The sequence below is a fragment of the Nocardia sp. BMG51109 genome, from assembly GCF_000526215.1.
GTDB lineage: Bacteria > Actinomycetota > Actinomycetes > Mycobacteriales > Mycobacteriaceae > Nocardia.
Genome location: NZ_JAFQ01000004.1, coordinates 3,456,248 through 3,479,103, shown reverse-complemented (window position 1 = coordinate 3,479,103; position 22,856 = coordinate 3,456,248). Strand labels below are relative to the sequence as shown.

24 protein-coding genes are annotated in these 22,856 nt (G+C 70.2%); 14 read left to right on the top strand and 10 right to left on the bottom strand.

Annotation, left to right across the window (positions count from 1 at the left end):
* Positions 1 to 58: 58 nt before the first annotated feature.
* The 3 genes from D892_RS0117325 to D892_RS0117315 all read left to right on the top strand — a co-directional run bounded on the left by D892_RS0117325 (position 59) and on the right by D892_RS0117315 (position 1,892).
* On the top strand, positions 59 to 334 hold the full coding sequence (locus D892_RS0117325; protein ID WP_024802457.1) for a hypothetical protein: 276 nt from the start codon (positions 59 to 61) through the stop codon (positions 332 to 334).
* A gap of 227 nt (positions 335 to 561) precedes the next feature.
* Positions 562 to 924 carry a hypothetical protein gene (locus D892_RS0117320; RefSeq protein ID WP_024802456.1) on the top strand — a complete coding sequence of 121 codons (363 nt, stop codon included), beginning with the start codon at positions 562 to 564 and terminating at the stop codon, positions 922 to 924.
* Between the two features lie 299 nt (positions 925 to 1,223).
* Positions 1,224 to 1,892 (top strand): HNH endonuclease family protein, encoded by a 669-nt coding sequence (locus D892_RS0117315; protein WP_024802455.1) that lies wholly within the window; start codon positions 1,224 to 1,226, stop codon positions 1,890 to 1,892.
* Between the two features lie 374 nt (positions 1,893 to 2,266).
* Here D892_RS0117315 and D892_RS0117310 read toward each other — a convergent pair whose 3' ends face one another.
* From D892_RS0117310 to D892_RS0117295, 3 genes are all read right to left on the bottom strand, one after another.
* Positions 2,267 to 3,088, bottom strand: coding sequence for a sulfurtransferase (locus D892_RS0117310; protein WP_024802454.1), 822 nt, complete (start codon positions 3,086 to 3,088; stop codon positions 2,267 to 2,269).
* Positions 3,089 to 3,244: 156 nt separating this feature from the next.
* Positions 3,245 to 4,399: a benzoate/H(+) symporter BenE family transporter gene (locus D892_RS0117305; RefSeq protein ID WP_036569015.1), complete on the bottom strand. Its 1,155-nt coding sequence runs from the start codon at positions 4,397 to 4,399 to the stop codon at positions 3,245 to 3,247.
* Between the two features lie 339 nt (positions 4,400 to 4,738).
* The gene (locus D892_RS0117295) at positions 4,739 to 5,293 is read right to left on the bottom strand and encodes an Lrp/AsnC family transcriptional regulator (protein WP_024802452.1); all 555 of its coding nucleotides are present in this window, start codon (positions 5,291 to 5,293) and stop codon (positions 4,739 to 4,741) included.
* Between the two features lie 552 nt (positions 5,294 to 5,845).
* On the opposite strand from D892_RS0117295, the gene pdhA reads away from it, so the two are divergent.
* Genes pdhA through D892_RS0117275 form a run of 3 tightly spaced genes read left to right on the top strand, consistent with a single transcriptional unit; the run spans position 5,846 to position 9,382 of the window.
* Entirely contained in the window at positions 5,846 to 6,958 is a 1,113-nt protein-coding gene (gene pdhA, locus D892_RS0117285) for a pyruvate dehydrogenase (acetyl-transferring) E1 component subunit alpha (RefSeq protein WP_024802450.1), read from the top strand.
* Complete coding sequence (locus D892_RS0117280) at positions 6,955 to 7,935, top strand: alpha-ketoacid dehydrogenase subunit beta (RefSeq protein WP_024802449.1); 981 nt, start codon at positions 6,955 to 6,957, stop codon at positions 7,933 to 7,935. The genes pdhA and D892_RS0117280 overlap by 4 nt, the downstream gene beginning before the upstream one ends.
* 28 nt (positions 7,936 to 7,963) lie before the next feature.
* Positions 7,964 to 9,382 carry a dihydrolipoamide acetyltransferase family protein gene (locus tag D892_RS0117275; RefSeq protein ID WP_024802448.1) on the top strand — a complete coding sequence of 473 codons (1,419 nt, stop codon included), beginning with the start codon at positions 7,964 to 7,966 and terminating at the stop codon, positions 9,380 to 9,382.
* Here D892_RS0117275 and D892_RS0117270 read toward each other — a convergent pair whose 3' ends face one another.
* Together D892_RS0117270 and D892_RS0117265 are read right to left on the bottom strand one after the other, a co-directional pair.
* The gene (locus tag D892_RS0117270) at positions 9,383 to 9,775 is read right to left on the bottom strand and encodes a thioesterase family protein (RefSeq protein ID WP_051499746.1); all 393 of its coding nucleotides are present in this window, start codon (positions 9,773 to 9,775) and stop codon (positions 9,383 to 9,385) included.
* Positions 9,776 to 10,191: 416 nt separating this feature from the next.
* On the bottom strand, positions 10,192 to 11,223 hold the full coding sequence (locus tag D892_RS0117265) for an AraC family transcriptional regulator (RefSeq protein WP_024802446.1): 1,032 nt from the start codon (positions 11,221 to 11,223) through the stop codon (positions 10,192 to 10,194).
* Positions 11,224 to 11,423: 200 nt separating this feature from the next.
* Here D892_RS0117265 and D892_RS0117260 point away from each other — a divergent pair, with 200 nt between their 5' ends.
* The 4 genes from D892_RS0117260 (at position 11,424) to D892_RS0117245 (ending at position 14,542) form a co-directional block, all read left to right on the top strand.
* Positions 11,424 to 12,737, top strand: coding sequence for an MFS transporter (locus D892_RS0117260; RefSeq protein ID WP_051499743.1), 1,314 nt, complete (start codon positions 11,424 to 11,426; stop codon positions 12,735 to 12,737).
* 32 nt (positions 12,738 to 12,769) lie between these two features.
* Positions 12,770 to 13,345: a TetR/AcrR family transcriptional regulator gene (locus D892_RS0117255; RefSeq protein WP_024802444.1), complete on the top strand. Its 576-nt coding sequence runs from the start codon at positions 12,770 to 12,772 to the stop codon at positions 13,343 to 13,345.
* Between the two features lie 91 nt (positions 13,346 to 13,436).
* Complete coding sequence (locus D892_RS0117250) at positions 13,437 to 14,225, top strand: oxidoreductase (protein ID WP_024802443.1); 789 nt, start codon at positions 13,437 to 13,439, stop codon at positions 14,223 to 14,225.
* A gap of 68 nt (positions 14,226 to 14,293) precedes the next feature.
* A complete protein-coding gene (locus D892_RS0117245) occupies positions 14,294 to 14,542 on the top strand; it encodes a hypothetical protein (protein ID WP_024802442.1) in 249 nt (82 codons plus the stop codon).
* Positions 14,543 to 14,563: 21 nt separating this feature from the next.
* Here D892_RS0117245 and D892_RS0117240 read toward each other — a convergent pair whose 3' ends face one another.
* The 4 genes from D892_RS0117240 to D892_RS0117225 form a co-directional block, all read right to left on the bottom strand.
* Positions 14,564 to 14,884 carry a hypothetical protein gene (locus tag D892_RS0117240; protein WP_051499741.1) on the bottom strand — a complete coding sequence of 107 codons (321 nt, stop codon included), beginning with the start codon at positions 14,882 to 14,884 and terminating at the stop codon, positions 14,564 to 14,566.
* A gap of 276 nt (positions 14,885 to 15,160) precedes the next feature.
* Entirely contained in the window at positions 15,161 to 16,573 is a 1,413-nt protein-coding gene (locus D892_RS0117235; RefSeq protein WP_024802440.1) for an NAD(P)(+) transhydrogenase (Re/Si-specific) subunit beta, read from the bottom strand.
* A gap of 3 nt (positions 16,574 to 16,576) precedes the next feature.
* Positions 16,577 to 16,900 (bottom strand): NAD(P) transhydrogenase subunit alpha, encoded by a 324-nt coding sequence (locus D892_RS0117230; RefSeq protein ID WP_024802439.1) that lies wholly within the window; start codon positions 16,898 to 16,900, stop codon positions 16,577 to 16,579.
* Complete coding sequence (locus tag D892_RS0117225; protein ID WP_024802438.1) at positions 16,900 to 18,075, bottom strand: Re/Si-specific NAD(P)(+) transhydrogenase subunit alpha; 1,176 nt, start codon at positions 18,073 to 18,075, stop codon at positions 16,900 to 16,902. The genes D892_RS0117230 and D892_RS0117225 overlap by 1 nt, the downstream gene beginning before the upstream one ends.
* A 302-nt stretch (positions 18,076 to 18,377) precedes the next feature.
* Between D892_RS0117225 and D892_RS0117220 the strand changes: the two genes are divergently transcribed.
* The 3 genes from D892_RS0117220 to D892_RS0117210 are packed head-to-tail and all read left to right on the top strand — an operon-like array spanning position 18,378 to position 20,302.
* Complete coding sequence (locus D892_RS0117220; RefSeq protein WP_024802437.1) at positions 18,378 to 18,827, top strand: HIT domain-containing protein; 450 nt, start codon at positions 18,378 to 18,380, stop codon at positions 18,825 to 18,827.
* Positions 18,824 to 19,642 (top strand): maleylpyruvate isomerase family mycothiol-dependent enzyme, encoded by an 819-nt coding sequence (locus D892_RS0117215; protein WP_024802436.1) that lies wholly within the window; start codon positions 18,824 to 18,826, stop codon positions 19,640 to 19,642. Before D892_RS0117220 ends, D892_RS0117215 begins: the two co-directional genes overlap by 4 nt.
* Positions 19,643 to 19,648: 6 nt before the next feature.
* The gene (locus tag D892_RS0117210; protein WP_024802435.1) at positions 19,649 to 20,302 is read left to right on the top strand and encodes a Type 1 glutamine amidotransferase-like domain-containing protein; all 654 of its coding nucleotides are present in this window, start codon (positions 19,649 to 19,651) and stop codon (positions 20,300 to 20,302) included.
* 224 nt (positions 20,303 to 20,526) lie between these two features.
* Here the strand turns inward: D892_RS0117210 and D892_RS0117205 are convergent, their stop codons facing one another.
* Complete coding sequence (locus D892_RS0117205) at positions 20,527 to 21,123, bottom strand: TetR family transcriptional regulator (protein ID WP_024802434.1); 597 nt, start codon at positions 21,121 to 21,123, stop codon at positions 20,527 to 20,529.
* Positions 21,124 to 21,287: 164 nt separating this feature from the next.
* Between D892_RS0117205 and D892_RS0117200 the strand changes: the two genes are divergently transcribed.
* Positions 21,288 to 22,754: an MFS transporter gene (locus tag D892_RS0117200; protein WP_024802433.1), complete on the top strand. Its 1,467-nt coding sequence runs from the start codon at positions 21,288 to 21,290 to the stop codon at positions 22,752 to 22,754.
* Positions 22,755 to 22,856: the final 102 nt, after the last annotated feature.

The following is a 22,856-nucleotide window of genomic DNA, read 5'->3' as shown; positions in this document are numbered from 1 at the left end:
CACGGACATGTCGACCACCGGGACGAGACGGCGCCACCAGTGCGCAACAGGAGGATACGTGCGATCCATCAAGGCCGGCATCGTCGCCGCTGTTCTGACCGCCACGACCGTCGCGGCCGCGCATCCGGCGAGCGCCGACGAGCCCGCCCCCGCGCCCGAGGCCCCCGACGAGATCATCTCGCTCGACATCAACCTGCTCGGCTGCTCCCTCGGCGCCGGCCTGGGCGCGGACCTCCTGCTGGCCTTCGCCGCCGGCGGCGGCTCCAGCACCATGATCAACACCGGCCTGGCGACCCGCCTGCGCGCCGCCGGCTGCCTGCCCTGGAAGAACTGAGCGGGACGCGAGACCGATCCGGATGCCGCGTGGGCGGATCGGTCCGACGAACAACGTCGCCATCCTGGGTGCTACCCATCGGCACGAATGTGGACCATACTGAAATATCCGCTGGTCACGGCCGACGAACGGAGCCGCACCCGCGCAATCGCCACGACTCGTTGTCCGCGCCTTCGGACGGCACGAGTCGGCGCCGCCGCTGACGGTGTACTAGGAGGGCAGTGCAGATGACCATTCTGCTCCAGGCACTCGAGCAGAGTTTCACGCCGACGACGCCATGGGATCGGCGCAAATTCACCTTTGTCGACACCGCGAAGATCGTCGGCCTGCGGCTGGACGGGCAGTGCGGGGTGTGGCTGGATCTGTCGCGAGCGGGTGAATCGCAGCGGCTGGCGCGCACGGTCGATCCGGGTGATGCGATCACGTTCCTGCTCACGACGTTCGCCAAGATCGCGGAGTGCGAGGAGCGCGGCGGCTCGTGGCTGATCGGGCACGACGGGTCGCGGGTGGAATCCCTCGCGGCGACCAGGTTCCCGCCGCAGGAAGCCGGGCTGCCGGTCGACGACCTGCTCGCCCGCGCCTGGTTGTAGCCGCCCGCCCAGCGCACCGGCACGCGCCGCACCCGAACATCACGCCGCGCCGTTCGGCACCGCCGAACCGCACTCGGACAGGCGGATCCGTGCCCGAGACCAACACGCCGTCACCGTGACGACATACCGGCGCCCCGGGGACACACCGACGACTCGCGCGGGCTGCGCTCTGGTTGTCGGTGCCTTGGTGTACACCGGATTTCATGCATGGGGGTGGGAGGCATCGGGGTGATCGGCATCGTGAGGACCGGGGACACGGAGTTCGCCGACGGCGTGAGCGCCGGTGGTGGGGCCCGGCGGTGCTGGTCGCCGTGGCCGTGCTCGCCGGGTGCTCGATTCCGACCGGCGGGCCGCCCGCGCCCGGTAGTCCCACCCGGGCCCAGCTGGAGGGGCTACTGGGTGTCGTCCGGGTAGTGGCGCAGCGGCCGCACCCCGGCGGTTATCAGCGTGGCTGCCGCGCCGACGAGGGGTGCGTATTCGGTCCGGCCTGGTCCGACGACCACGACGGCCCGGGCGGCCGGGACGGGTGCGATACCCGCAACGGCGTACTCGCCCGGCAGCTGAGCGCGATTCGCTACCGGCCCGGCACCCGCGACTGCGTGGTGATCGCGGGCGTCCTGCAAGACCCTTACACCGGAAGACGCATCGACTTCGACAAGGTACGCCCCCGCGAGGTGCAGATCGACCACATCTATCCGCTGGCCGCCGCGTGGGATATGGGCGCATCGAATTGGCCGCTGCCCCAACGCGTTCGCTTCGCCAACGATACCGATTTCACCCTGCTGGCCGTCGACGGCGCGACCAACGAGGACAAGGGCGACAGCACCCCCGCCGACTGGCTACCGCCCGCCCGGGCCTACCGCTGTTTCTACGCCGGTCGATACCTCACGGCCGCAACGCAATACGGCCTGCCGATCACCTCCGCCGATCACGACACACTCCAGCGGGTGTCCCGTGGATGCTCCTGAGAGCCGACCGGGAATTCCCGCCGCCGACCCGCAACCTGGACCACTCCCGCGGCGGCACCGGTAGTGGTGTCCGGACGAGGCGGTGGACCTGTCGGGGCTTGCGGGTGACGTCAGGGCTTGCGGGTGACGATGTACCAGAGCACGGCCGCCATCGGACCGGAGGCGTGGATGGCGGCGGGGCCGGTCGCTGCCTCGGGCCGGTTCGCAAGGAACCGACGACCCCAGCCCTCGCGGCCGATTATTCGCTCGACGGCTCTTGGCGATACGGCATCCCGAGGCCGATGACGGTGTCGCCGCGTTCGGTGATCCGAGCGCGGCATGCGGCGAACTCCCCTCGAGCGCAGCGCCGATCACCTCGCCACGCGGGTTGCCGATCAGTCCGTGGCGACCGGCCGCTGGGGATCGTGGGACCACTGCGACCAGGAGCCCGGGTAGAGCGTGGCGTCGATTCCCGCCACGGCCAGCGCCGCGATCTGGTGCGCCGCCGTCACGCCGGACCCGCAGTAGACCGCGACCGGCCCCGAACCCAGGTCCTCGAACCGCGCCCGCAGTTCCTCGGGGGACTTGAACGTGCCGTCGGCGGCCAGATTCTCGGCCGTGGGTGCGCTCACCGCGCCCGGGATGTGCCCGGCCCGGGGGTCGACCGGTTCGGACTCGCCACGATAGCGCTCCCCGGCGCGCGCATCGAGCAGCAGGCCCGCCCAGTGCCCGGCGCCGTCGGCGTCGGTACTCGGCATGTTGCCCGGTTCGAAGACGACATCGCCCGGCACCGGATCGGGCTCGGCACCCGTGGTCAGCGCGCCGCCGGCGCGTTCCCAGGCCGGCAGCCCGCCGTCGAGGATGCGCACCTCCCGCACACCGGCCCAGCGCAGCAACCACCATGCCCGCGCGGCCGCCATGCCGCCCGTGGCGTCGTAGACGACGACCGGCTCACCCGGCCGCAGACCCCAGCTGCGTGCGCATTTCTGCAGATGAGCGAGTTCCGGAAGCGGATGCCGGCCGCGCGCCGGGGACGGCGGATCGGCCAGTTCGGTCTCCAGATCGACGAATACGGCCCCGGGTATATGACCGTCCAGATAGTGCTGCGGCCCGTCCGGGTCGCCGAGCGCCCACCGGACATCCAGCACATGCACGCCGGAACCGCTGTCGGACAGCTCTTTCCGAAGTTCGTCGGCCGAGATCAATACCGCGGTCAAGCCAGCTCCTCTGTCAGATCTGTACCCGGGACGCGAAACATCCCCACCCTACGACAGGTCCCGGGCCGACCGACCGGGTCCGATCATGGGGAGTCGCCCGGGCCGCACGTCCGCGAGCGCACCGCGCGGCACCGCGGCCGAACGACGCGCCCCTCCTCACGCCCCCGGCCGGCGCAGCACCCACCGCACCAGCAGCCCCGCGACGAGCGCCCAGAACGCGGCCCCGATGCCCAGCAGCGCGACGCCGGAGGCCGACACCAGGAAGGTGACGGCGGCGGCGACCCGGTGTTCGGGCGCGCCCAGCGCCGCGTGCAGCGCGGTGGCCAGCGTGGCGATCAGGGCAAGGCCCGCAACCGTTTCCAGCGCACCCTCCGGCGCGGCGGCGACCAGCGTCACCAGCGCGGCGGAGGCCGGCGCGAGCACCAGGTAGGCGCACCCGGCGCCGAACGCCGCGATCCACCGCCGCCGCGGATCCGGATGCGCGTCGGGCGCGGCCGACAGCGCGGCGCTGACGGCGGCCAGGTTGATCGCATGCCCGCCGGCGAACGCGCCGGCCACGGTGCCGAGCCCGGTCGTGCTCATCGCCGCCCGCCACGGCACGCGATAGCCGAACGAGCTCATCACCGCCGTGCCCGGAATGTTCTGCCCGGCCATGGTGACGATGTAGAGCGGCACCGCCACACCGATCATCGCCTGCCAACCCCAGTGCGGCACAGTCCATTCCACGGTCGGCACCATCGCCGCGAGGGACACGTCCCGATGGGTGACCGCGATGTCGACGCCGGCACCGATCGCCGCGGTCACGAACGCGGCCGGCACGGCCCACCGGGCCGCGAAGCGCTGCAACACCAGCCACACCGCCAGCACCGGAATCACCACGGCCGGGCTCGTGGTCAGCGCACGGACCGGTGCCAGGCACAGCGGCACCAGCACCCCGGCCAGCATGGCCTGCGCGATCTCGACCGGGATGGCCGTGATCAACCGGCCCAGCCGGTCCCAGAACCCGGTGAGCACGACGAGCACGCCGGTCACCGCGAAGGCCCCGACCGCCGCGGGCCAGCCACCGGCGACCGCTCCCGTACTCGCCAGCAGAGCGGCGCCCGGCGTCGACCACGCCAGCGTGATCGGCATCCGATAACGCCTGCTCAGCAGCAGCATCCCGAGACTCTGCGTGACGCACACCGCGAGCAGTCCCGACGCCGCCTGCGCCGGCGTGGCCCCCATGGCGGTCAGCCCGGCCAGCACCACCGCGAACGAACTGGTGAACCCCACCAATGCCGCCACGACCCCGGCACCCACCGGATGCCACAATCCGACGTCGCGCTCCCCGGACGTGTTCGTATTCGATTCGGTATCGGCGGTAGCAGTCACCGCGCCATCGTGGCCATTCCCGACCAGTCCAGTCACGAGCCAATCCCTCGAAACTGGCCTGAATCCGCGATTTCCGCTACCGGCCGTCGCACCCGGTGCGGCGCCACCGCGGCGACCGAGACAGCGCGCGGAAACCACCGCCGTCGCCCGGGCGACGGCTTCGGCCGAGGCACCGAGGCCGAACGGACGAGCCGACCTCCAGCGGCCGAACGGACGAGCCGACCTCCAGCGGCCGAACGGACGAGCCGACCCCCAGCAGCCGGACGGACGAGCCGACCCTCAGTGCGAGCGGGTGGCGACGGTGCGGTCGTCCCGCGTCGAATCCCCGGCCGGGGCAACGCCGTTCGCACCCGAAATCCGCCGCAGCAGCGGGGCCGTGCGCGGGCCGACCAGCTGGCGCATCACGAGGGCCATATTGGTGCGCTCGACACCCGCGATCTCGAGAATCCGCCCGGCGATGCGGTAGAGATCGTCGGCGTCGCGGGCGACCACCCGGACGGTGAGGTCGGTGGGGCCCGTCATGCCACACACCTCCGTCACCTCCGGCACCTCCGCCAGCTCGTCCACCACCGAATCCAGCATGTGCTGGTCCACCACGACCGCGACGAAGGCCGCCAGCGGATAGCCGAGGGCGCGCGGATCGATCCGTCGCTCGAAGCCGGCCAGGACGCCGCCGGCCTCCCACCGGGCCAGTCGAGCCTGCACGGTATTGCGGGACAGCCCCAGCCGGGTAGCCAGTTCCACACCCGTGGCACGGGGATTGGCGACCAGTTCCAGCAACAACCGCGCATCCGTCGCATCGACCACGCCCGCGGCCGGCTCTCCACTCGACATGCACGCAGTATGGCAGTCGGCGGATCTGCCGTACGAGCATTCTGCTCAATACACAGACAACTTCCTGCGCAGCTCGCCCAGCACCGCACCGAATCCGAGCCGGCCGGACCAACCTGCCGGTTCCCTGCCGAATACCGGTCCGCGCAGCGGAATTCCCACCGGCGAACACGGCACGGCGGCGCCCGGTCCGCCCGATCCATGACCGATCCGGCCGGTCCGACACCGGTTCGACACCTGCTGCCCCGAGCCGGCGAGACATCGCTTCGGCACGGCATGGCCACCCGCGGCGGGCCCGATCGGCACGACTCGACCGGCCATCGCGCCGAGGCGCATCGAGCACACGAACGGCGGCACGGCGGCGAGATTCACCGAGATCTGATCATTCGACGCAGTATGCCCGGAATGACACCGGTCATCACGAGCATTCTGCCCAGTTTGTGTGTCACCACTTGCGCATGTCGCTCAATCGTGGATGCTATGTGGTACAGCGCACACTCTTCTGTCGCGAAGCACGGCGACCCCGGCACAGCGACGACCCAGGAGGCGATGGCCATGGCCGACCCGATCACCCATCCGGTGCAATTGGTCCAACCCGACGGCCGCCGCGTATTCGACAGAGAACACGCGGCGCTGGTATCCGATATCGGACCCGATCGATTGCGGCAGCTGTACGAGGACATGGCGGTGGTCCGCCGCATCGACGTGGAGGCGACCGCACTGCAACGCCAGGGCCAGCTGGGCCTCTGGCCTCCCCTGCTGGGTCAGGAGGCCGCCCAGATCGGCTCCGCCCACGCCCTGCATCCCGACGACTACGTGTTCTGCAGCTATCGCGAGGCCGGCGTCGCCTACTGCCGGGGCGTCGACACGAGCCTGCTGACCCGGCTGTGGCGCGGCGTCGACCACCACTGCTGGGACCCGGCCGACATCAACATGACCAATCCGGCGATCGTGGTGGGCGCCCAGGGCCTGCACGCCACCGGCTATGCCTACGCCGCGCAGCTGGACGGCGCCGAGATCGCGGTGCTCACCTACTTCGGCGACGGCGCCACCAGCCAGGGCGATATCGCCGAGGCGCTCGGCTTCGCCGCATCCTGGAGCGCGCCGGTGGTGTTCTTCTGCACGAACAATCAGTGGGCGATCAGCGAGCCGGTGCACGTGCAGAGCCCCACCCCGATCGTGCGGCGCGCCTACGGCTACGGCATCCCGGGGGTGCAGGTGGACGGCAACGACGTGCTGGCGGTGCTGGCGATGACCCGCTGGGCGGTGGCCCGCGCCCGCGCCGGCGGCGGGCCGTCGTTCGTCGAGGCCATCACCTACCGGATGGGCCCGCACACCACGGCCGACGACCCGACCCGCTACCGGTCGGCCGCCGAGACGGAGCTGTGGCGGCGGCGCGACCCGATCGACCGGATCCGCCGCCTGCTGGAGCGAGAAGAGCTGTGGGACAGCGATTTCGAGGACCGCGTGCAGTCTCGGTGCGACGAGATCGGCGGCCGGGTGCGCGCCGCCACCATCGATCTGCCCGACCCGGATCCGGCGCAACTGTTCGAGCACGTCTACACCACCGACCACCCGCTGATCGCGGAGGAGCGCCGGCAGTACGCGGCCTACCTCGCGGCGGGCGAATCCGATGCCCCGCCGATCGCGGAAGGAGTCCGGGCATGATCACCACATTCGCGGGCGCGCTGAACACCGGGCTGCGCCGGGCGCTGGAGGACGACCCGAAGGTCGTGCTGATGGGCGAGGACATCGGCCGGCTCGGCGGCGTCTTCCGGGTGACCGACACCCTGCAGAAGGACTTCGGCAACCATCGCGTCATCGACACGCCGCTGGCGGAGTCCGGCATCATCGGAACGGCTTTCGGCATGGCGCTGCGGGGCTACCGTCCGGTCTGCGAGATCCAGTTCGACGGTTTCGTCTATCCGGCATTCGACCAGATCGTCTCCCAGGTCGCCAAGATCCACTACCGCACCCGGGGAAAGGTGTTCGCACCCCTGACGATTCGCATTCCGTGCGGCGGCGGGATCGGCTCGGTGGAACACCATTCCGAGTCGCCGGAGGCGTACTTCGCCCATACCGCGGGCCTGCGGGTGATCGCACCGAGCGATCCGGCCGATGCGTATCTGCTGCTCCGCCAGGCGATCTCGCTGGACGATCCGGTGATCTTCTTCGAGCCCAAGCGCCGGTACTGGGACAAGGCCGACATCGACGTCGACGCCCTCGACGACGACCCGTTCCCGATCGACCGCGCCCGGATCCGCCGCGAGGGCGACGACGCCACCGTGGTCGCCTACGGCGGCATGGTGCGCACCGCCCTGACGGCCGCGGAAATCGCGGCCGGCGAGGGGCATTCGCTCGAGGTGATCGATCTACGCAGCCTGTCGCCGATCGACGTGGACACCGTCGAGGAGTCGGTGCGCCGCACCGGACGGCTGGTCATCGCGCACGAGGCACCGGTTTTCGCCGGACTGGGCGCCGAGATCGCCGCCCGCGTCACCGAACGATGCTTCTATTACCTGGAAGCACCGGTCCTGCGCGTCGGTGGCTTCGACATCCCCTATCCCCCGGCTAAGCTCGAACGGCACCACCTGCCCGACCCCGACCGCATCCTGGCCGCGGTCGATCGCACGCTTGCCGCCTGACCCGTAACGCTCAGACAGAAGGTGCCCGTTGGAAGACCCGGTTGCAGCAGAACGTCCCCCGAGCGAGACCGAAGACGGCCCAGCGCTCGAGTTCCGGCTACCCGATCTCGGTGAGGGGCTGACCGAGGCCGAACTGGTGTCGTGGGCGGTCGGCGTCGGCGATCAGGTGGAATTGAACCAGACGATAGCCGAGGTGGAGACGGCCAAGGCCCAGGTGGCGCTGCCGTGCCCGTTCTCCGGCACGGTGCTGGAACTGCTGGCGCAACCCGGCGACACGGTGCCGGTGGGCGCGCCACTGATCCGGGTCGCCACCGACACCACCGACGCCGCAGGCACCACCGAGCGGTCCGGATCCGAGTCGCCCGAACGGCAATCGGTGCTGGTCGGCTACGGCCCGGGCGGTGAGACCGGCTCGCGCCGCACCCGCCCCCCGGCGAACAGCACCGCGGTACGGCCGGATTCCGCCGCGGTACCGACATATCCCGAGGTCTCGGCCCGCCCCCCGGCGACCCCGGCCGCCCGCAAGCTGGCCCGCGAACTCGGCATCAACATCGCCTACGTCGCCGGATCCGGCCCGGGCGGCGCGGTGACCGTCGACGACGTCCGGCACGCGGTGCCGGTGTCGCAACCCGGCAACCGCCCGCGGCCGGAACCCGAACCCGAATCCGACGACGCGCCGCGGCCGAGCGCCCCGCCGGTGCCGACCATGCGCCCCGACGGCGGCCTCATCCACGCCACCCCGTCCGCCCGGGAGACGCGCACGCCGGTCAGCGGGGTGCGCAAGCGCACCGCCGCGGCCATGGTGACCAGTGCCCGCACCATCCCGCAGGCCGGCGCGTTCGCCACCACCGACTTCACCGCGTCGATGGAGCTGCTGGACCATCTGCGCAGCACCGACTCGTTCGCCGGCCTCTCGCTGACCCCGCTGGCGCTGGTGGCGAAGGCGACGCTGGCGGCCATCGCCGAATTCCCCGGCATCAACTCGTCGTGGGACGAGGAGCGTAAGGAGATCGTCACCAAGCACTACGTGAATCTGGGCATCGCGGTGGCCAGCGACCGCGGCCTGCTGGTGCCCAATCTCAAGGAGGCCCACACGCTGAGCCTGCGCGATCTGTGCCGGGAGATCGGCTGGCTGGCCGATGTCGCCCGGGCCGGCAGTGCCGCGCCGGCCGATCTGCGCGGCGGCACGTTCACCATCAGCAATGTCGGCGTATTCGGCGTGGATACGGGGATACCGCTGGTCAATCCGGGTGAGGGCGCGATCCTGTGCCTGGGTTCGATCCGCAAGCAGCCGTGGGTCTACCGCGACGAACTGGCCGTCCGGTGGGTCACCACGCTGGGAGTGAGCTTCGACCACCGGATGATCGACGGCGAGCTGGGCGCGCGCTTCCTGTCGACGGTGTCCTCGCTGCTGGAGGATCCGCTCACGCTGCTCGGGCGGGTGTGATCATTCGGTGACCAGAGCCGTTGCGGCGCTGCGGATCACGTCCGGGATCTCGATCGGCTTGCGGGTCTGCTCGTCGACGTAGACGTGCACGAAGGTGCCGGTGGCCGCGAGTTCCAGCGCGTCGCCGGACTCGCGGAACACGGCCAGATCGTAGGTGATGCTGGTGCGGCCGAGCCGGGAGACGCGCAGGCCGACCTGCACCTTGTCGGGGAAGCTGAGCGAGCCGAGGAACTGGCAGGAGGTCTGCGCGACGACGCCGATGGCGGGCAGGTCCCGGATATCGGTCCCGGTGGCGTGCATCAGCCAGCCGTTCACCGCGGTGTCGAAGTACGAGTAGTAGGTCACGTTGTTGACGTGCCCGTAGTGGTCGTTGTCCGCCCACCGGGTGGGCATCGGCCAGAGCACCGGGTAATCCTGCTGCGTCGTCACCACGCCGACAATAGTCAGCCGCCCGCCCGGATGATCGCCGCCCGGAGCCGACGACGCGAATGCGACCCCGGGCAGCCGGCGAGCCGCACCCGCCGAGAAGCTCCGCTCGGTCGGTAACGGCACAGTCGCCGCGGTATTCCGCCCTGAGCAGTCGGGAACCGCGCCGCTCTATCGGTCGGCTGCGAGCACGGTCGTCGCCGACCGGTGCCTGCCGAGTGGCATTCCCCCGCACCCTTCGCCGCCACACCCGCGGGAGCCGACGACCTCGCCGCGACGGAACCGCCGGGGGCGCAGACGAAACACCGTCACAACCGGGACGGTGGAACCCGCGTGATCGCGCGGACGGATACCGGCTCGGCCTCGAATATCGCCCAGGGCCGTCACCACCCGGAAAAAGCCCGGGGCACACTGCTTTCCGCCGCTGGCGGCGTCGACCTCCGTCGATGTTCACGCGGGCTCAGCCCGAAGTGGCGCTTGAAGGCGGTGCTCAGGGCGAAGGCGCTGCCGTATCCGACCCGGTGGGCAATGGATTCGACGGTGGCGTCGGAGCCGTGCAGGAGGTCGGCGGCCAGGGACAGGCGCCAGTCGGCGAGGAAGGCCATCGGAGGCTCGCCGACCAGGCCGGTGAAGCGCCGGGCCAGCGCCGCCCGCGACATCCCGGTCTCGGCGGCGAGCGCGGTCACCGTCCACGGGTGGGCCGGATTGTTCTGCAGCAGGCGCAGGGCCTTGCCGACCAGCGGATCGGCGTGGGCGCGGTACCAGGGCGGGGCGTCGTTGCGGGCGAACCAGGCGCGCAGAGTCGCGATGAGCAGCAGATCCAGCAGGCGGTCGAGCATGGCGCCCTGCGCGGGACGATCCTTGGCGCTCTCCTCGACCAGCAGGTCCAGCACCGGGCTGTCCAGTTCGGCGCGCGGCAGCACGATCAGCGGGGGCAGCGCCCGCAGCAGGCGGTGGCCGGTGGCGCTCTCGTGCTCGTAGCTGCCGGTGACCAGCATGGTGGCGGCGTCCGGGTCGGTGCCCCAGCTGCGCACGCCCAGACTCCATGTCTCGCAGAGCACCTCGCCCGCCGCCGTGGTGGTCACCTGGCCGGGGTCGATGTACACCTGCGGCGCGGTCGCCGGGTCGTCGGCGACGGTGTAGTGGCCGGGCCCGCGAATGATCGCCACATCGCCCTCGCGCAGCCGCCGGGGCGAATCCGCGCCACCCGACGAAACCGGGGACGGTTGCCCGGGCTCCGGCGGCGCGCCACCATTCGGGTCGGGAACGATCCAGCCGCTGCCGCGCACCACCGCGACCACCGTCAGCGGTGACTCGTCGCGGATGCGCAGCGACCACGGGGGATCCAGCAGCGTGCGCATGACGAAGGCCCCGCGCGCCCGCGGACTCTCGAGCAGGCTTTCCAGCGGATCCACCCTCAAACCTTGGCAGATGCCCCCACCCTCTTCAACCCTGTTTTTGTGGGCCGGAACTTGTCGGTGCCCCGGACTAGAATCGAGTCGAAACCGGTTGAAAACCGGCAAGATTCGGATCCCGGCCGGCCACGTCGACGAGGCCGCGGGCGGCAGGGGGTAACGGGGAGCTACCGGCCATGGCGGCCGGTACCGTCGAGTCAATGGCTGCTTCGATGCTTGCTCCCCCGATCCGGATGGCGCGGGCCGCGGTCTTCGCGGTGTTCGGGCTCAACGGGTTTCTGGCCGCCATGTGGGTCGTGCACATCCCGGCCATCACCGAGCGCACCGGTGTGTCCCACGCGATGCTGGGCATGCTGATCCTGCTCATGGCCGGCAGCGGCATCGTGGGGATGCAGGCCGCCGGTCCGCTGGCCGACCGTTTCGGCAGCCGTGCGCTGGTGGCCGGCGCGGCCTGCTGGCTGTCGCTCGCGGTCCTCGGCCCCGGGTCCGCGACCGGCCCGGTGCCGCTGGCCCTGGCGCTGGCGGTCTTCGGATTCGGCAACGGCGCGCTGGACGTCTCGATGAACGCCCAGGCGGTGCAGGTGGAACGGGAGTACCCGCGCCCGATCATGTCCGCGTTCCACGCACTGTTCTCCTGCGGCGGCCTGCTCGGGTCGCTCGCGGGCGCGGCGGCACTGCGCAGCGGCTGGGATATCCGGGTAACCCTCGCGGCCGCGGCCGTCCTCGGCCTGGTCGTCGCGGCCCTGTGCGCACCCCGCTTGCTGCCACATACCCGGCCCGCGCGCTCCGTAGGCACGGAGAACGCAGACTCACCGGCCGGCGGCGCACGGACGGCGGGCGCGCAGAACCCCGGTGACCGGCCCACCGACGCACAAGCCGCGGGCGGGCAGTGCCCCGGTGCGCAGGGCGGAATACCGGTGTCCGAGGGGCGGGACAAGGGATCGGCGTCGCGGCGGGTGATGGCGTTGGCGGCGATCTCGTTCGCGCTGTTGATGACCGAGGGGGTGGCCAACGACTGGAGTGCGCTGCAGCTGCGGGAGCATCTGGGTGCGGACCAGGCGACGGCCGCCCTGGCGTTCGGCGCGTTCTCCACCACGATGACTATCGGGCGGTTCGCCGCGGACCGGGTCAGCGGGCGCTTCGGCCCGGTCGCGGTCGTGCGCTGGGGGTCGGTGCTCGCCGCCGCCGGGCTGATTCTGGTCATCGCCTCGCCGTGGCTGGCCCCGTCGCTGTTCGGCTGGGCGCTGATGGGTATCGGCCTCTCCGGTGGTGTTCCCCAGATCTTCAGCGCCGCGGGCAATATCGGCACCGCCAACGCCGCGACCGATATGTCCCGGGTGTTCGGCCTGGGATACCTCGGCTTCCTCGCCGGTCCGTCGGTCATCGGATGGTTGTCCAAGCCCACCTCGCTGACGGTCGCCCTGCTCTTCCCGCTCGTCCTGGTCCTGCTGACCGCCTACTTCGCGAGGATCGTGGCCGACGACCGCCCGGCCGTCACCCGCTCGAGTTCTTGACCTTAAGGACAAAAACACGTATCGTTCCTCCCATGGCCAGGCCGCGCAATTTCGAACCCGACACGGTGATCGATCTTGCGATGCAGGCCTTCTGGACCCACGGATACGCCAACACCTCACCGGCCCAACTGGCCGAGTGCACCGGAATCGGAAAGGGCAGCCTCTACAACACCTTCGGCAGCAAACGCGAGCTGTTCGATCGCGTCCTGCAGCGCTACGACCGGATGGGGACGGAGCTGGTCACGGAATTCATGTCCCGGCCCGGCGACACCCGCGAGTGCGTGCGCACCTATCTGCGCTACATCGTGGATACCGATGCGGCCCAGCCGGTTCGGCGCGGTTGCCTGGCTGTGAACACCGCGACGGAATTCGCCGCGGAGGATGCCGACATCACCCGCGCCGTACAGGCCATGCAGGAGCACATCGTCGCCGCGCTGACGGCTCGCATCGACCAGGGCCACCGCGACGGTGACGTGGACCGCGCCGCCGACCCGCGGGCCACGGCGGAATTCCTGATGAACACCATCGTCGGCCTGCGCGTCATGGCCAAGACCTACGACACCCCCGAGCTGCACCGAATCATCGATACCGCACTGAACGCCCTCTAGACACACCGAATACCCCCAGACCACGTGCCGCCCGAGCGACCCTTATCCCTGCTCAAGTTTTTGACCCCTAATTCAAGAAAGAGGTAATCCCATGGATCTCGAACTGACCGGCAAGACGGCATTGGTGACCGGCGCGAGCCGCGGCATCGGACTGGCCGTCGCGCGGGCGCTGACCGACGAGGGCGTGCGCGTGGTCGGCGCCGCGCGCTCGATTACACCCGAACTCGAAAAGGCGAGCGTAGCAGCGGTTTCCGCCGATCTGGGCACGGCCGAGGGCGTCGAAACGGCGGTCCGGACGGCACTGGACGAACTCGGCGGCATAGATATCCTGGTCAACAATGTCGGCGGCGGCGACGCGGATCGCATGCGGCTCGGCGGATTCCAGGACATCACCGACGAGCAGTGGCGAAACATGCTCGACCTCAACCTGTTCAGCGCGGTCCGGGCGACCAGGGCCGCGCTGCCGAGTCTGCTGGAACGGCGCGGCGCGATCGTGAACGTCTCCTCGATCAACGCGCATCTACCGGGACCTGGGCCGACCGGCTACAGCGAGGCCAAGGCGGCCCTCACCGCGCTCGGCAAGCGGCTCAGCGAGGAGTTCGGGCCGCGCGGCGTTCGGGTCAACACGGTATCGCCGGGTGTGGTCGGCACCCCGCTGTGGCGCGACCCGCGCGGTTTCGGCGCCAAAGTCGCCGAGGCAGCGGGTGTTTCGCACGAGACGCTGCTGGCGAACATCGCCGAGCAGTTCGGCGCCGCCTCCGGCCGGATCTCCGAGCCCGAGGAGGTCGCGGCGGTGATCGCCTTCCTCGCCTCGCCCAGGGCCGCCAATATCGTCGGCTCCGACTACGTCATCGACGGCGGCACGCTGAAGACCGCATGAGCGAGACCACATGAGCCGCGGCGGGACCGGTCCGGCGCCGACCGGTCCCGCCCGCTACAGTGCGTGCGATGTTCGCCGACCGCCGCCTCGATCGCCTCGAGCGCAAGCTCGACGCGATCATGCGTCACCTGCAGATCCCCGATGCTCCCGCGCCGCAACCCGGCACACCCGTGCTCGACGGCGCCCGGACCGCCGAGATCGAGGATCTCCTCGCGCGCGGCAAGAAGATCCAGGCGATCAAGGTCTACCGCGAGCTGAATCCCGCTGTCTCCCTGAAGGAGGCGAAGGCGGCCGTCGAGGCGATGGAGCGCAGGTAGTGAACTGCCGGAGCCGGGACCTCAGCCGGTGTAGACCTCGGTCCTGTGGAAGGACATGTCCGGCCACGGCGGCCGGCGCAGCACGGCGAGGGCGATCGCGGCGGCCGAGACGAAGCCGGTCAGCACCGCGAGCAGCGCGATGCGGGTGCTGTCGTCGGCGGCGGTCCAGGTCGCCTTGCCCTCGTGCACGACGAACACCCCGACCGGCCGCTGGCCCGGCCGGAACAGTCCGGGGCGGGAGACGGTGATGACCGTGGACCCGTCGGCCGTCTGATGTGGTGCGCCGTAGACCAGCGAATCGTCCACCGGCACCGGCAACTCGAACTTCTCGCGCCCTGTCACACCCACACCTCTCGGTTACCGCGACGAGCCCTCGCCACGGAGGAATTCCGCACTCGGTCAGCGTAGTACGGACCGGAGTGCCCCGGCCGACTGCGCCCTCGAGGGCCTGTCGGCGAAGGTGCCCGATCGCCGCTCCGACGCGGGGCGGCAAACCTGGACGACCTCGACACCGGACGGCGGCGCACCCGCACCGGGAGGGCATTCGGCCCCGTACGCCGAATGCCGTGCGCGACCGGTACATTCCGGCCGCACACGGCATCCGATGGCGTAAGACCGCTACAGCGCCTTGAGTTCCTCGGTGACCGATCCGACGGACTTCTTGGCGTCCCCGAACAGCATCGAGGTGTGGTCGGCGTAGAACAGCGGGTTGTCGATACCGGCGAAACCACTGTTCATCGACCGCTTCAGCACGATCACATTGTGCGCCTGATCGACATTGAGCACCGGCATGCCGTAGATCGGGCTGGCGGAATCCTCGCGCGCGGCCGGATTGGTGACGTCGTTGGCGCCGATCACCAGGGCCACGTCGGTGCGCGAGAACTCGCCGTTGATCTCGTCCATCTCCTTGAGCGCGTCGTAGGAGACCTCGGCCTCGGCCAGCAGCACGTTCATATGCCCGGGCATCCGGCCGGCCACCGGGTGGATGGCGTACTTGACCTCGACGCCCTTGCCCTCCAACAGGTTCGCCATCTCCTTGACCGCGTGCTGGGCCTGCGCGACGGCCATGCCGTAACCGGGCACCACGATGACCTGGTTGGCGTAGGCCATCTGGATGGCGACATCGGCCGCGGAGGTGGCCTTGGCCTGCTTCTGCTCGCCGCCACCGGCACCGGGAGCCGTTCCGCCGCCGCCGAATCCACCGGCCACGATCGCCGGGATGGACCGGTTCATCGCCTTCGCCATCAGGTTGGTCAGGATCGAACCGGACGCGCCGACGATCATGCCGGCCACGATCATCGCGGTGTTGTTCAACGCCAGACCCGCCGCCGCGGCGGACAATCCGGTGAGCGCGTTGAGCAGCGAGATGACCACGGGCATATCGGCGCCGCCGATCGGCAGCACCACCATCAGCCCGAGCGCGGCGGCCAGCACCAGCACCAGCACCATCCACCAGCCCGACACCCCGTCACCGGTGGCGCCGACCCCGATCACCACGGCTGCGGCGATCGCACCGACGAACAGCAGAATGTTCAACGGCTGCTGGAGTTTTCCGACGCCGATCGGACGGCCGGGCAGGATCTCCTGCAGCTTGCCGAACGCGATCAGCGAACCCCAGAACGACACCGACCCGATGATCGCCGCGAACAGCGAGCCGATGACGATGTGCACCGTCGGCTGCTCGTGAATCCGCGAAAAGCCCTGCGTGTTCAGGAATTCCGACCAGGCGATCAGCGCGACCGTGCCGCCGCCGACGCCGTTGAACGCGGCCACCAGCTGCGGCATGGCCGTCATCTTGGTGAACTTGGCCGGCGGAACGCCCAGTGCCACACCGACGATCAGGCCGGCGATGATGATGATCCAGTTCGTCGTGTCCCGGATCGAGATGAAGGTCGCGATCACCGCGATACCCATGCCGACCGCGGCGATCCAGTTGCCGCGCACCGCCGTCTTCGGGCCCGTCAGGCCCATCAGGCCGTAGATGAACAGCGCGAAGGCGACGATATAGAGGATGTTGACCAGATTGTCCATCGGTTACTTCCCCGCCTTCGAATCTTCCGCCGCAGCAGGCTTTTTCGTCTTGAACATGCCGAGCATCCGGTCGGTCACCACGAAACCGCCGATGACGTTGAGGGTTCCGAAGACCACGGCGACGAACAGGATGATCTGGGTCGCCACCGACGGGTGCTCGATCCGGCCCAGCGTCACCAGCGCGCCCAGCACGACGATGCCGTGAATGGCGTTGGTCCCCGACATCAGCGGGGTGTGCAGCGTATTCGGCACCTTCGAGATGACGGCGAACCCGACGAACCCGGACAGCACGAGAATCGCGATATTGGCAAGCAGTTCGGTATACATCAGCTCTGCTCCTTCTCCGGCTCACTCGCCGGTTCGGCCGTCTCGGCCACCGCCGGAGCCTGCTCCACCTCGCGGGTGACGCACGAATCGGCCAGCACCTGATCGGAGAAATCCGGTGCCAGCTTGCCGTCGACCACCATCAATTCCAGCAGCGCGGCAATGTTTTTCGAGTACAGCTCGCTGGCGTGCTCCGGCATCGTCGCGGGCAGGTTCAGCGGCGAGGCGATGGTGACCTGGTGCTTGACCACGGTCTCGCCCGGCTCGGTCAGCTCGCAGTTGCCGCCGGTCTCACCGGCCAGGTCGACGATCACGCTGCCGGGCTTCATGCCCTCCACCGCCGCGGCGGTCACCAGCCGCGGCGCGGGCCGGCCGGGCACCAGCGCGGTGGTGATCACCACGTCGAAGCCCTTGATGGCATCCTCCAGCGCCTGCTGCTGCTTATCCTTCTCCTCGTCGGTGAGCTCGCGGGCGTACCCGCCCGCACCGGCGGCGTCGATCCCCAGGTCCAGCCACTGCGCACCCACCGACCGCACCTGATCGGCGACCTCCGGCCGCACGTCGTAGCCGGTCGTGCGGCTGCCCAGCCGCTTGGCGGTGGCCAGCGCCTGCAGCCCCGCCACGCCCACACCGAGCACCAGCGTCGTCGCCGGCTTCACCGTGCCCGCGGCCGTGGTCAGCATCGGGAAGAACCGGGTGGACTCCGAGGCCGCCAGCAGAACCGCCTTGTAGCCGGACACATTCGCCTGCGAGGACAACGCGTCCATCGCCTGCGCCCGGGAGATACGCGGAATGGCCTCGACGGCGAACGCCTGCACGCCCGCCGTCTTCAGCGCGCCGATCTTGTTGTCGGCGTTGCGGGGCGCCAGGAAACCGATCAGCGTCTGCCCGGCGGACAGCTTCGCGATCTCCGCGTCGTCGGGCGGGGCGACCTTCACGACGACCTCCGCCGACCACGGATCGCCGAGGGTGGCGCCCGCGTCGACGTAGGCATCGTCGGGGATCAGCGCGCCGAGCCCGGCCCCGGACTCGACGATCACCTGCACCCCCAGCTTCTGCAGGACGGGAATGATCTTCGGCACCAACGCGACGCGTCGTTCGCCGGCGCCGGTTTCGCGCACGACTCCGACAGACGTCCCGCGCGGCGCGTCCGCGTCTGCGCTTTGCGTTGTCTCCACAGGTCAACTTCCTTACTCGTGGTGGCAGCTGGCCCCCGCACCCATGGTGAGCCGCTGTGACCGGTCGGGCGATCCGGAACTTACTGTGCAGTAGGTTCGTGAGAATCTTCGCAACTGTACCCGGCCCGCCGTGAGCGTAGCCGAGATCAACGTCACATGGTTGGGTGAGATTCCTCCGAATTGCCGGAGTCGTAGGGGGCCTCGCGCAGGAGAACCGTCCGGGTCGGCGACCGCCCGGCGGTGGCCGCCGGTCGCGTCGGCGGGGGTGTCGCGGACCACTCGTACGCCGTAATGTCGGCCGTGTGAGTGGCTGCATCTTCTGCCGGATCGTCGCGGGCACCGCACCGGCGCACCGGGTCTACGAGGACGAGACCCTGTGCGCGTTCCTGGACATCCGGCCCATCGCCCGCGGGCACACGCTGGTGATACCCAAGCCGCACGCGACGAACCTGGACGATCTCGACCACGAGCTCGGCGCCCGTATCTTCACCCTGGGGCACCGCCTCGCGAAGGCGTTGCGCCGCAGCGATCTCGGCGCCGACGGCGCGAATCTGCTACTCAACGACGGCAAGTCGGCGTTCCAGACGGTGCATCACGTCCATCTGCACGTGGTGCCGCGCCGCCGCGGCGATCTCCTCACGGTCGCCCGGGGGTTCGTGCTGCGCCGGGGGCCCGAACCGGAGGCCGCCGCGGCCGCCATCCGCACCGGACTGGACCGGCTCGACGCCGAGGAAAGGGAATCCCGCGCATGAATTCGCCGAACCGCACCGAACTCACCGAGGCCCTGTCCGACCAGTGGGACGCGCTGGCCCGCCTGACCGACGGACTGCCCGAGGACCGCTGGCGGTTACCGTCGCCGCTGCCCGGCTGGACGGTGTTCGACGTCCTCGCCCACGTCGTCGGCACCGAGAGCATGCTGCTGGGCGAGCCGACGCCGGAGGCCGACACCGATCTGCGGGAACTCGCCCACATACACAACGGAATCGGCGCGCTCAACGAGAAGTGGATCCGCTCGTTGCGCCCGCTGACGGGCGCCGAACTGCTGGAACGCTTCCGCGCGACGGCCGATCGCCGCCGGGCCGCGCTGACCGCGATGAGCGACGAGGCCTGGCAGTCACCGAGCGAATCCCCGGTCGGCACCGTGCCTTACGCCCGATTCATGCAGGTCAGGCTGTTCGACTGCTGGATGCACGAACTCGATATCGCCGACGCCCTGGGGCTCACGGTGGACGAGGGCGGCCCGCGGGCGGATATCGCCTTCGCCGAGATGGTCCCCACCATCGGTCGCGCCGTGGTCAAACAGGCCCAGGCGCCGGACGGTTCGCGGATCACCCTCACGCTCACCGGCGCCGTGCCCCGGCAGCTGCATATCGCCGTGAACGGCCGCGCCGAACTCGTCGACGCCCTGGACGGGCCCGCCACGGCGGCGCTCGACCTGCCGTCCGGGTTGTTCGCCCGGCTGCGCGGCGGCCGGACCACCGCGGACGCGCACCTCGGGGAGTTCACCGTCACGGGCGATACCGAGCTGGGCGGCCGGGTGATCCGCAACCTCGCCTTCACCCTCTGAATCCCGATGCGGCTGTTCCTGTCCAGCTACCGCTTCGGTGCGCACTACGACCGGCTCACCGCGCTGATCGGCGAACCGGGCCGGGTGGCGGTGATCCCGAACGCCTGTGACGCCTGGCCCGCGATGTGGCAGGGAGCGGTGACCAGCGATCTGAGTCCCCTGCGCCGGTTGGGGTTCCGGCCCGACGTGCTCGATCTTCGCGAATACATCGGGCGCACGGCGGCGTTGGAGAAGACCCTGCGGGACTATCCGCTGCTGTGGGTGCGCGGCGGCAACACCTACGTGCTGCGCGCGCAATTCGCCCGCAGCACGGCGGATCTCGTGATTCGCCGGCTACTGGCCGAGGACGCACTGGTCTACGCCGGGTACAGCGCCGGCGCCTGCCTGCTCGCGCCGGACCTGCACGGCCTCGAGGAGGCCGACGACCCGGCCGAGGTCCGGCCCGCCTGCGGCGTCGGGCCCCGGTGGGACGGGCTGGGTTTGGTGGATCGCCCCATCGTCCCGCACGTGAATTCGCCGTACACCGACCCGTCCGGCGCCGGCGATCGCCTCGCCGCCCGCTTCCGCGCGGAGGGGGTGCCGCATTGGGCGCTCACCGACGACGATGCGGTGGTAGTCGAGGGGGATCGGGTGGACGTGCTGGTCGGCGATCCCCGATAGCGTTCTCGCACAGCCCCTCCCGGTTGCCGCCGAGCCGCGTCCGTAGCCGCTGGAACCGGGACCACAGCGGGCCGCAGGACATTTCGCATCGAACCGAACCCGGTAGGCAGGTGACAGGGCACGCTCTCGGACCGACCGTCAGGGGCATACGCCGCAGGCCCGCTCAACGGTAACGCACGCCGGCTCCCGGACCTGCCGGTTCGCATCGACGGTGTCGGCAGCGGTCAATCCCCTTCGGCCGGGACGGGTTTCGGCGCGACGACCCGGTGTGCCGCCTCCTTGGCGACTCGGCGCCGATCCTCGACGTCGGCCTCGCCGACGAGCAGCCGCCGGATCTGCGGGACCGCCTGCGAGTAGTTGATCAGGCCCATCAGCAGCATCAGCACCTCGCCCGGCGGCAGGTCGTCGCGGACCACCCCGCGCTGCTGCGCGTCCACCACCTTGTCCTTCTTCTCCGTGTACTTCGCCGTCCGGGATTCGCCGGCGATCACCCCGTCCGCGCCCACCTCCAGCGCCTCCCACAGCAGCAGCCGGAGAAACTCCGGATGGTCGAGGTGGTAGTCGAGATGTTCGTCGATCCACTTGTCGAGATCGCTGATATCGGTGGTGACCGACGCGGCCACATCGACCATCGCCCGCTCGAGCACCTGCTCGAACAGCTGCTGCTTATCCCCGAAGTACGCGTAGATCAGCTGCTTGTTGGCCTGCGCGGCGCGGGCGATGCGGTCCACCCGGGCACCGGCGATCCCGTACGCGGCGAACTCCCTGGTGGCCGCGTCGAAGATGCGGGCCTTCGTCGCCTCGGGGTCTCGGGGAGTCATGCCCCGATGGTAACCAACTAATTGGTTGACAAGCATCCGAACCGGCTGGAATAGTCTCAACCAACCGGTTAGTTACACATTCTCGTGCGGCGCGCGACCGCACTCCCGCACGGCGCAGCGGCGCGCCGCCCACCTGCTCCAGACTCCGGGAGAACGACGTGTCCATGCTCGAAACCCGTTCCGCTCCAGACACTGTCGAAACCGTCCGATCCGAAGAACCCGCGCCGTACCCCGCCCGCCGGCGGGCGTTTCCGGTGGTGCTGAGCGCCATCTTCATGGCGATGTTCGACTGGTTCGTGGTCAATGTGGCGGCGTCCTCGCTGCAGACCGATCTGCATGCCGGCGAGGCGGCGCTGGAACTGATCGTCGGCGGTTACGGCTTCGCCTTCGCCTCCGGCCTGATCACCGGCGGCCGGCTCGGCGACCTGTACGGCCACCGCCGGTTGTTCGCGATCGGCATGCTCGCCTTCGCCGCTGCCTCGCTGCTGTGCGGACTGGCGCCCAACGCCTGGGCGCTGGTGGTGTTCCGCATCCTGCAGGGCGCGACGGCGGCACTGATGGTGCCGCAGCTGCTGGCGCTGATCAACACCATGTTCCCGGCGTCCGAACGGCCCCGGGCGATGGCCGCCTACGGCGCCACCATCGGCATCGGCTCGATCGCCGGTCAGGTGCTGGGCGGCGTGCTGCTGGACGCCGACCTGTTCGGCTGGGGCTGGCGCACCATCTTCTACATCAACGTGCCGATCGGAGTCATCGCGGCCGCACTGGCCGTGCGCTGGCTGCCCCGGCACGAGTCCTCGCACCGCCCGAAGCTCGATCCGGTGGGCGCCCTGGGCATTTCGGCCGCGCTGGCCCTGATCCTGGTGCCGATCACGCTGGGCCGCCCCGAAGGCTGGCCGCTGTGGACCTGGCTCTCGATGGCGGCGGCGGTGGCGGTCCTGGCGCTCACGCTGCGCTACGAGAGGCTGCTCGGCCGCCGCGGCGGCGAGCCGGTGCTCGACCTGGATATGGTGCGCGAACGGGTGTTCCGCTCGGGTCTGCTGATCGCCGGCGGTTATCTCACCTTCTACGCCGGTTTCATGCTGTGCCTGACGCTCCTGCTCCAGAACGGCCTCGCATTGTCGCCGCTGCGTGCGGGTTTGGCGTTCGCACCGCTGGGCCTGTGCTTCGCGGGCAGCTCGCTGTTGCTGGCCCGCCCGATCGCCGACCGGATCGGGAACCGCGTGATGGTGGTCGGCGCGACGACCAGCCTTGCCGGTCTCGCGCTCACCTTCGCGGTGCTGACCTGGTCCGGGCCCGACCTGAGTCCGCCGGCCCTGATCCCCGGGATGATGATCGTCGGCATCGGCAACGGCCTGAGCATCCCCTCGGTCATCGGGGCGGTGCTGTCGTCCGGCATCCCGCCGCGGCACGCGGGCATGGCGGCCGGGGTACTCACCACCGCGCAGCAGTTCGGCAACGCCATCGGCGTCGCGGTGCTGGGCAGCCTCTTCTTCTCGGCGCTCGGACCGGCAAGCGGCACCGGCGATTACATCACCGCCATGCGGGCCGCCGCCGCGGCCGGGTTCGTGGTACTGGTCGTGGTGCTCGCCGCGGCCCTCACCCTGCCCCGCTCCGGAGCCACCCGGTAGGGCACATCTCGCGCGACCGAACACGATCCCGTGCCCTACACCGCCGCGTGGGGCACGGACCCCTGCACCGGTGCGGGGAGGCCCGCCGGGAGCGCCGAGACC

What these genes read in the sequence shown, in the direction of transcription:
- D892_RS0117320 (WP_024802456.1), top strand. Translation starts at nt 562, where the DNA reads ATGACCATTCTGCTCCAGGCACTCGAGCAGAGTTTCACGCCGACGACG.
- D892_RS0117295 (WP_024802452.1), bottom strand. Translation starts at nt 5,293, where the DNA reads ATGTCGAGTGGAGAGCCGGCCGCGGGCGTGGTCGATGCGACGGATGCG.
- pdhA (WP_024802450.1), top strand. Translation starts at nt 5,846, where the DNA reads ATGGCCGACCCGATCACCCATCCGGTGCAATTGGTCCAACCCGACGGC.
- D892_RS0117280 (WP_024802449.1), top strand. Translation starts at nt 6,955, where the DNA reads ATGATCACCACATTCGCGGGCGCGCTGAACACCGGGCTGCGCCGGGCG.
- D892_RS0117270 (WP_051499746.1), bottom strand. Translation starts at nt 9,775, where the DNA reads ATGCCCACCCGGTGGGCGGACAACGACCACTACGGGCACGTCAACAAC.
- D892_RS0117260 (WP_051499743.1), top strand. Translation starts at nt 11,424, where the DNA reads ATGGCTGCTTCGATGCTTGCTCCCCCGATCCGGATGGCGCGGGCCGCG.
- D892_RS0117255 (WP_024802444.1), top strand. Translation starts at nt 12,770, where the DNA reads ATGGCCAGGCCGCGCAATTTCGAACCCGACACGGTGATCGATCTTGCG.
- D892_RS0117250 (WP_024802443.1), top strand. Translation starts at nt 13,437, where the DNA reads ATGGATCTCGAACTGACCGGCAAGACGGCATTGGTGACCGGCGCGAGC.
- D892_RS0117245 (WP_024802442.1), top strand. Translation starts at nt 14,294, where the DNA reads ATGTTCGCCGACCGCCGCCTCGATCGCCTCGAGCGCAAGCTCGACGCG.
- D892_RS0117235 (WP_024802440.1), bottom strand. Translation starts at nt 16,573, where the DNA reads ATGGACAATCTGGTCAACATCCTCTATATCGTCGCCTTCGCGCTGTTC.
- D892_RS0117230 (WP_024802439.1), bottom strand. Translation starts at nt 16,900, where the DNA reads ATGTATACCGAACTGCTTGCCAATATCGCGATTCTCGTGCTGTCCGGG.
- D892_RS0117215 (WP_024802436.1), top strand. Translation starts at nt 18,824, where the DNA reads ATGAATTCGCCGAACCGCACCGAACTCACCGAGGCCCTGTCCGACCAG.
- D892_RS0117210 (WP_024802435.1), top strand. Translation starts at nt 19,649, where the DNA reads ATGCGGCTGTTCCTGTCCAGCTACCGCTTCGGTGCGCACTACGACCGG.
- D892_RS0117205 (WP_024802434.1), bottom strand. Translation starts at nt 21,123, where the DNA reads ATGACTCCCCGAGACCCCGAGGCGACGAAGGCCCGCATCTTCGACGCG.
- D892_RS0117200 (WP_024802433.1), top strand. Translation starts at nt 21,288, where the DNA reads ATGCTCGAAACCCGTTCCGCTCCAGACACTGTCGAAACCGTCCGATCC.